Annotated in this window: 6 protein-coding genes; 5 read left to right on the forward strand and 1 reads right to left on the reverse strand. The window is 72.3% G+C overall.

Annotation, left to right across the window (positions count from 1 at the left end):
* Positions 1 to 140: 140 nt before the first annotated feature.
* The 3 genes from accC to D7V93_RS35155 are packed head-to-tail and all read left to right on the forward strand — an operon-like array spanning position 141 to position 2,769.
* Positions 141 to 1,658 carry an acetyl-CoA carboxylase biotin carboxylase subunit gene (gene accC / locus D7V93_RS35145; RefSeq protein WP_120647518.1) on the forward strand — a complete coding sequence of 506 codons (1,518 nt, stop codon included), beginning with the start codon at positions 141 to 143 and terminating at the stop codon, positions 1,656 to 1,658.
* A gap of 38 nt (positions 1,659 to 1,696) precedes the next feature.
* A complete protein-coding gene (locus D7V93_RS35150) occupies positions 1,697 to 2,194 on the forward strand; it encodes a biotin/lipoyl-containing protein (protein WP_120647519.1) in 498 nt (165 codons plus the stop codon).
* Between the two features lie 56 nt (positions 2,195 to 2,250).
* Positions 2,251 to 2,769, forward strand: a complete 519-nt coding sequence (locus D7V93_RS35155; RefSeq protein ID WP_120647520.1) for a YfbM family protein — start codon at positions 2,251 to 2,253, stop codon at positions 2,767 to 2,769.
* 24 nt (positions 2,770 to 2,793) lie between these two features.
* On the opposite strand, the gene D7V93_RS35160 is transcribed toward D7V93_RS35155, so the two are convergent.
* A complete protein-coding gene (locus D7V93_RS35160) occupies positions 2,794 to 3,579 on the reverse strand; it encodes a TSUP family transporter (protein ID WP_120647521.1) in 786 nt (261 codons plus the stop codon).
* Between the two features lie 102 nt (positions 3,580 to 3,681).
* Here D7V93_RS35160 and D7V93_RS35165 point away from each other — a divergent pair, with 102 nt between their 5' ends.
* Complete coding sequence (locus tag D7V93_RS35165; protein WP_120647522.1) at positions 3,682 to 4,494, forward strand: hypothetical protein; 813 nt, start codon at positions 3,682 to 3,684, stop codon at positions 4,492 to 4,494.
* A gap of 108 nt (positions 4,495 to 4,602) precedes the next feature.
* On the forward strand, positions 4,603 to 6,500 hold a 1,898-nt coding region (locus D7V93_RS35170; protein ID WP_120647523.1), incomplete at its 3' end, for a DUF4388 domain-containing protein.

A 6,500-nucleotide genomic window follows, 5' to 3' on the forward strand; every position in this document is an offset into this window, starting at 1 on the left:
GCCCCAGCCCCCGGAGCCGGACGAGGACGACCGCTTCGTGGAAGCGAAGCTGGCCCAGGCGAAGCAGCTGATGGACCAGTACCTGAACCTGCGCAAGTAGGGGCGGGCAAACAGGGGCGCCCCATGGTACAGGGGCGCCCATGCCCAAGATCCGCAAAGTGCTCGTCGCCAATCGCGGCGAGATCGCCATCCGGGTAATGCGCACCTGCAAGGAGCTCGGCATCGCCACGGTGGCGGTGTTCTCCGAAGCAGACCGCTCCGCGCTCCACGTCCGCACCGCCGACCAGGCCTACCTCGTGGGGCCCCCGCCCTCCCGGGAGAGCTACCTCGTGCAGGAGCGCATCCTGGAGGTCGCGAAGCAGTCCGGCGCGGACGCCATCCACCCGGGCTACGGCTTCCTCTCCGAGAACGCGTCCTTCGTGCGCGCCTGCGAGAAGGCCGGCATCACCTTCATCGGTCCTCCGGCCGCCGCCATGGACGCCATGGGCGAGAAGACCCGCGCGCGCGCCAACATGATCCAGGCGGGCGTGCCCGTCGTCCCCGGCTCCACGGAGCCCATCCAGACGCCCGAGGAAGCGCGCGAGTACGCGCAGAAGATCGGCTTCCCCATCATGCTCAAGGCCGCCGGCGGCGGCGGTGGCAAGGGCATGCGCCGGGTGGAGGGCCTGCACGACTTCGACTCCGCGTGGCGGTCCGCCAAGAGCGAGGCGATGAGCTCCTTCGGCAACGACTCGGTCTACATCGAGAAGTACCTGGAGAAGCCGCACCACGTCGAGATCCAGGTCTTCGCGGACCAGTACGGCAACACCGTCCACCTGAACGAGCGCGAGTGCTCCGCGCAGCGCCGCCACCAGAAGGTGGTGGAGGAGACGCCCAGCCCCATCCTCACGCCGGAGCTGCGCGCGAAGATGGGCGAGGTCGCGGTGAAGGCGGCCAAGGCCGTCAACTACGTGGGCGCCGGGACGGTGGAGTTCCTGGTGGACGTGCACCGCAACTTCTACTTCCTGGAGATGAACACCCGGCTCCAGGTGGAGCACCCCGTCACGGAGTGGGTGACGGGCCTGGACCTCGTGGCCATGCAGATCCGCGCCGCGGAAGGGGAGAAGCTGCCCCTCTTCGAGGCCCCCACGCCGCGCGGCCACGCGATTGAAGTGCGCGTGTACGCGGAGGACCCCGCGCGCAACTTCATGCCCAGCCCCGGGAAGATTACGCACCTGCGCGTGCCGGGCGGGCCGAACGTGCGGGATGACTCGGGCGTGTTCGCGGGCTTCACGGTGCCCAACTTCTACGACCCCATGATTTCGAAGCTGTCCGTGTGGGCGCCCACGCGCGCGGAGGCCATCGCGCGGGCGAAGCGCGCGCTGTCCGAGTACGTCGTGAAGGGCATCACCACCAACATCCGCTACCTGCACGGCATCCTGTCGCACCCGGAGTTCGTGGGCGGCGACTACGACACCAGCTTCCTCACGCGCGAGCACACGGCGCTGCTGGGCAGCGAGGACACCCAGCTGAGCGAGGTGGCGATGCTCGCGAGCACGCTGCACGCCTTCCAGCGCGACCAGAAGCGCGCGAAGTCGCTGCCCTCGGCCGCGGGCGCCGGAGACACCGGTGGCCGCATCAGCCCGTGGCGTCTGGCGCTGAAGAACCGTCGCCGCTGATTGTCTTCCTGCCGCAAGCCCCCGGAAGGACCTCTTCAATGCGTTACTTCACGAAGCAGCAGGGCCAGAAGGAAGCGGTGCCGGTGGACCTGGAGTCCCTGGGCCAGGGCCGCTTCCGGCTCACGTTGAATGGCAAGACGTTCCAGGTGGACGCGCTGCCCCTGGAGAACGGCTCGCTGTCCCTGCTGGTGGACGGCCAGTCGTACAACGTCGAGTTCGAGGAGAACGGCGACGAGATTGGCACGCTCGTGCGCGGGCAGGTGAACCGCACGGACGTGGCGGACGAGCGCCGGCTGCGGATGCGCGCGGCGGCCGGCGGGTTCACCGTCGAAGGCAAGCAGGTCATCCTGGCGCCCATGCCCGGCAAGGTGGTGAAGGTGGGCGACGAGGTGACGGAGGGCCAGGGGCTCGTGGTCGTGGAGGCCATGAAGATGGAGAACGAGCTCAAGAGCCCCAAGGCCGGCAAGGTGACGGAGGTGTTCGCCAAGGAAGGCACCCCCGTGGAGAACAACGCGAAGCTCATCGTGGTGGAGTAGCTGGAGCAGCCCGCCCGTTTCCCCGAGCTTCGTCAGTGCCCCGAGGTCGACGCCCCATGGACATGCTCTGCACGCTGCGCAGTACCACCGAGGCGCAGCGCCTGGCCCTGCGCGAGGCCCCTCGCAAGTTGGAGGCCTTCCTGGAGGATGAGGAGGACTTCGGCGACGCGAAGGGCGCGGCGTTCCTGGAGCTGGACATTGGCGAGGCGTGGCACGGCCTCCAGTTCCTGCTCACCGGCACGGCGTGGGAGGGCACCCCGCCGCTGGACTTCCTGGTGCGCGGCGGCGAGGACGTGGGCGACATCCCGTCCGACGAGGGCACCGCGCGCGTGTTCACCCCCGCCGAGGTGAAGGCCCTGGCGGAGGCGCTGAAGACGGTGCCGGAGGCCACGCTGCGAAAGCGCTTCGACCCGGCGACGCTCCAGGCGGAGGACATCTACCCGGGCACCTGGGAGGAGGAGGAGCCGGCGGAGGTGGATCCGCTGGAGGAGTTGCTCTCCTACTTCGTGGAGCTGCGGAAGTTCACCGCCGCCGTGGCGAAGCGTGGCCACGCGTTGCTGGTGCACATCGGCTGAACGAAGCACCCGCGGAAGGCGCGTTCACGCAGCCCAGTTGAACCACACGTCGCGCCCCAGCTTGAGCACCAGCGCGGCCACGACGCCCAGCACGACGATGCGCACCAGCCGGTCGCCGCCCTTCACCGCCACGTGCGCGCCCAGCCACGCGCCGGTGAACTGCGCGGCGGCCATGGGCAGCGCCACCTTCCAGAGCACCACGCCCCGGAGCGCGAAGAGCGTGATGGAGGCCAGGTTGGAGGCGAAGTTCACCACCTTCGCGTCCGCGGACGCCCGCGCCAGCCCGTGGCCCAGCAACGACGAGAACGCCACGATGAGGAAGGTGCCCGTGCCCGGGCCGAAGAAGCCGTCATAGGTGCCGATGCCCAGCGCGATGAGCGCGCCGATGGCCTGCGCGCGGGGCCGGGGCGAGGGCTCCACGCCGTCCTGCCGGGGCGGCGCGCGGCGGAAGGCGAGGAACACCGCCACCGCGATGAGCAGCACCAGCACCAGCGGCTTGAGCACCTCCGGGCTCAGCAGCAGCACCAGCGCCGCGCCGCCCAACGCGCCCAGCAGGCCGAAGGGGAACGTCACCCGCGCGAGCTTCCCATCCACCAGCCCCGCCCGGGCGAAGCGCACCAGGGCCGCGCCGGAGCCGAACACGGACTGGCCCTTGTTGGTGCCCAGCGCGACGTGCGTGGGCAGGCCCGCCGTCAGCAGCGCGGGCAGCGTGATGAGCCCGCCGCCTCCCGCGATGGCATCCACGAAGCCCGCGCTCAACGCGGCGAGGCAGAGCAACCCGAGCTTCAACGCGCTGACATCCAGGTCCACGCAGGGCCCGCCTCCCAGCGGGTGCGCCCGCTTATCACCCTGGCGACGCGCCGTCCTGGCCGGTTGCTTGCGTCGCGCTGAAGCTTGGGGGTCAATGTGGCCATGCTCGCGACCCTGATGACCGTGCTGGCGCTGACGCTGGCCGCGCCGCCCTCGACGCCGGACGCGTCCACCGCGACGTGCCGCTCCATCGACGGGCACGTGTCCTGTGGCTATGCGTGCAAGTCGGACGGACAGCGGGTGCGGTGCGCGCAGACGCTCCAGGGGCGCTGTACCGTCATCGACGGGCAGGCCGTCTGCTTCGACCCGCCGGCCTACGTGGTGAAGGCCTACGGCGCCGCGCTGCCGGAGTCGGAGTGCAAGACCATCGACGGGGTGGTGGGCTGCGGCTACGGGTGCGTCACCGACTTCGGCAAGGTGAAGTGCGCGAGGACGCCCGCTGGTGTGTGCCGGAGCCAGAGCGGCAACGTGACGTGCTTCGATCCGCCGGCCGCGGTGTTCGCGGTGTTCGGCAAGCAGGTGCCTCGCGCCCAGTGCGTGAGCAACGGCATGCAGCTGGCGTGCGGCTTCAACTGCGTGAACGCCTCCGAGGGCGTGCGCTGCGCGAAGACGCCCGCGGGCGTGTGCAAGGCCCTGAACGGCACCGTCACCTGCTTCGACCCGACGCCCGCAGCGCTCTGCGCGTGGGGCAAGGGCCTGCCGGCGCCCCAGTGCAAGCTGAGCGAGACGGGCCCGGTGTGCGGCTACAACTGCACCACGGCCTACGGCAAGGTGGCGTGCTCGGGCACCCCGGCGGGCATGTGCAAGGTGTTCGACAGCGAGGTGTACTGCTTCGACCCGCCCGCCGAGCAGCAGGCCGACGCGGCGTGTCTGGCCAGCGTGGGCCTGGCGGCGCTGGATGGCGCCACGCCGTGATTCGACACGCCCGGAGGACCCCGGAGGGCGCGTCTGCTTGGACCTTCGTGGGCGCGGCGGTTAAATTTCGTCATCCCGGAAGGCGCGGGAATGGGAGCAGGACGGCACATGGCGGAGGGTGAGGTCCGGCAGTACTGGGTCCGCAACGATCGGGGCACCATGTGGGGGCCCCTGACCGCGCCTACCATCGAGCTGCTCATCGACAGCGGCGCCATCCAGGGCAGGATCCAGGTCTCCAACGACGGCCTGCAGTTCGCCTTTCCGTGGCGCTTCCCCGAGGTGCGCGACGCGTTCCCCCGCGAGCTGTGGGGGGACGGCGCGCCCGCGTCGCTCCTGCAGTCCGCGCCCGGGGCTCCTCCTCCGCCCGGTCCCTCCGCGCCCGTCGCCGCACCCACCGCGGGTCCGGGGGCCGTGAACGCGCCGCGTCCGGCGGGGCCTCCACCCACGGCGGGACCCGGCGCGATGCGGGCTCCGGCACCGGCGGTCCGCGCGGGCGTCGATGCGTCGGGGCGTCCCATCGCCACGCAGGCGGCGGGGCCCGGCGCGCCTCCCCGGCCGGGGGCGCCCGTGGTGGGGCCTCCGCCCGCGCAGGCCCGTCCGGCGGCGCCGGTGCCGCAGGCTCCGCAGGCGGTATTGGATGACGGGACCAATGCCGTGCCGCCGCAGGGACAGCTGCAGCAGTACTCCCCGGTGCAGCTCTACGGGCGCATCGCCGCGGGCGAGCACACGGGGCTGCTGACGCTGGGGCTGTCGGACCGCACGCTGTGGGTCCACTTCCGCAAGGGCAATCCGGAGTTCGTGGACTCGTCGCACGCGGAGGATTCGCTGGGGCTGTCGCTGCTGGGCGCGCGGCTGCTGACGGCCGAACAGCTCCAGCAGGCGGAAGGCTCGCTCGAGCGCTTCGGTGGAGACCTGCTCGCGGCGCTCTTCGGACTGGGAATCCTCCAGCCGGCGACGGCCTTCACGCAGCTCGCGCAGCGCGGAGGGGCGATCCTGGCCCGGGTGCTGCGCGCCGAGTCCGGCACCTTCACCTTCGAGGTGCGCGACCTGCCGTCGCAGAAGGCGATGCCGCTGGGCAACCGCTGGGCCGTGCTCAGCGACCAGGTGCGCCGCATCCCGACGTCGGACCTGAAGCGGCGGCTCGCCCAGGTGCTCGCGCTGCCCATCATGAAGTCCGGGGGCCGGGTGCCGGCCAGTGAGCTGCGCCTGACGCCGCACGAGGTGCGCGCGCTCGCCTTCATCGACGGGGTGCGCTCGCTGGGACAGCTCCTCCAGGACGTCCCGCAGGACGCGGATCACCTGCTGCGCCTCGCGTTCCTGCTCAAGGAATTGAACGGCGTCTCGTTCGCGTCGGCCTCTCGCACGCAGACAGGGCCCACGGCCGCTGCTGGAGCCACGGCCGCCGCGCCTCCGCCGGCCGCCGCGAGGCCCGCCGCTCCTGGAGCGCCCACCGCAGGTCCGGGTATGGCCGCTGCGGGTTCGGGTGTGGCCGCTGCGGGTTCGGGTGTGGCTGCGGCCGGGCCTGGAGCACCTGCTGCCGGTCCGGGTGTGGCCGCTGGCGTGCCTGCTGCCGGTCCCGGTGTGGCCGCTGCCGGTCCCGGCGCCGCGCCACGTCCTTCGGGAGCCCCTGCGGGTGCGGCTCCGACGGCGGGCCCGGGTGCCGCGCCTCGTCCTCCGGGTGCCCCTGCGGGTGCGGCTCCGACGGCGGGCCCGGGTGCCGCGCCTCGTCCTCCAGGCGCCGCTGCGGGTGCAGCGCCCACGGCGGGCGCTGGTGCCGCGCCTCGTTCTCCGGGCGCCCCTGCGGGTGCAGCACCCACCGCGGGCCCGGGTGCCGCGCCCCGTCCTCCGGGCGCATCTGCTGGCGCGGCCCCCACCGCGGGCCCCGGTGCCGCGCCCCGTCCTCCGGGTGCCCCTGCGGGTGCAGCGCCCACCGCGGGCCCTGGTGCCGCGCCCCGTCCTCCGGGCGCGAACCCCACGGGTGCCGCACCTACCGCCGGTCCCGGTAC

The organism is Corallococcus llansteffanensis (assembly GCF_003612055.1).
GTDB lineage: Bacteria > Myxococcota > Myxococcia > Myxococcales > Myxococcaceae > Corallococcus > Corallococcus llansteffanensis.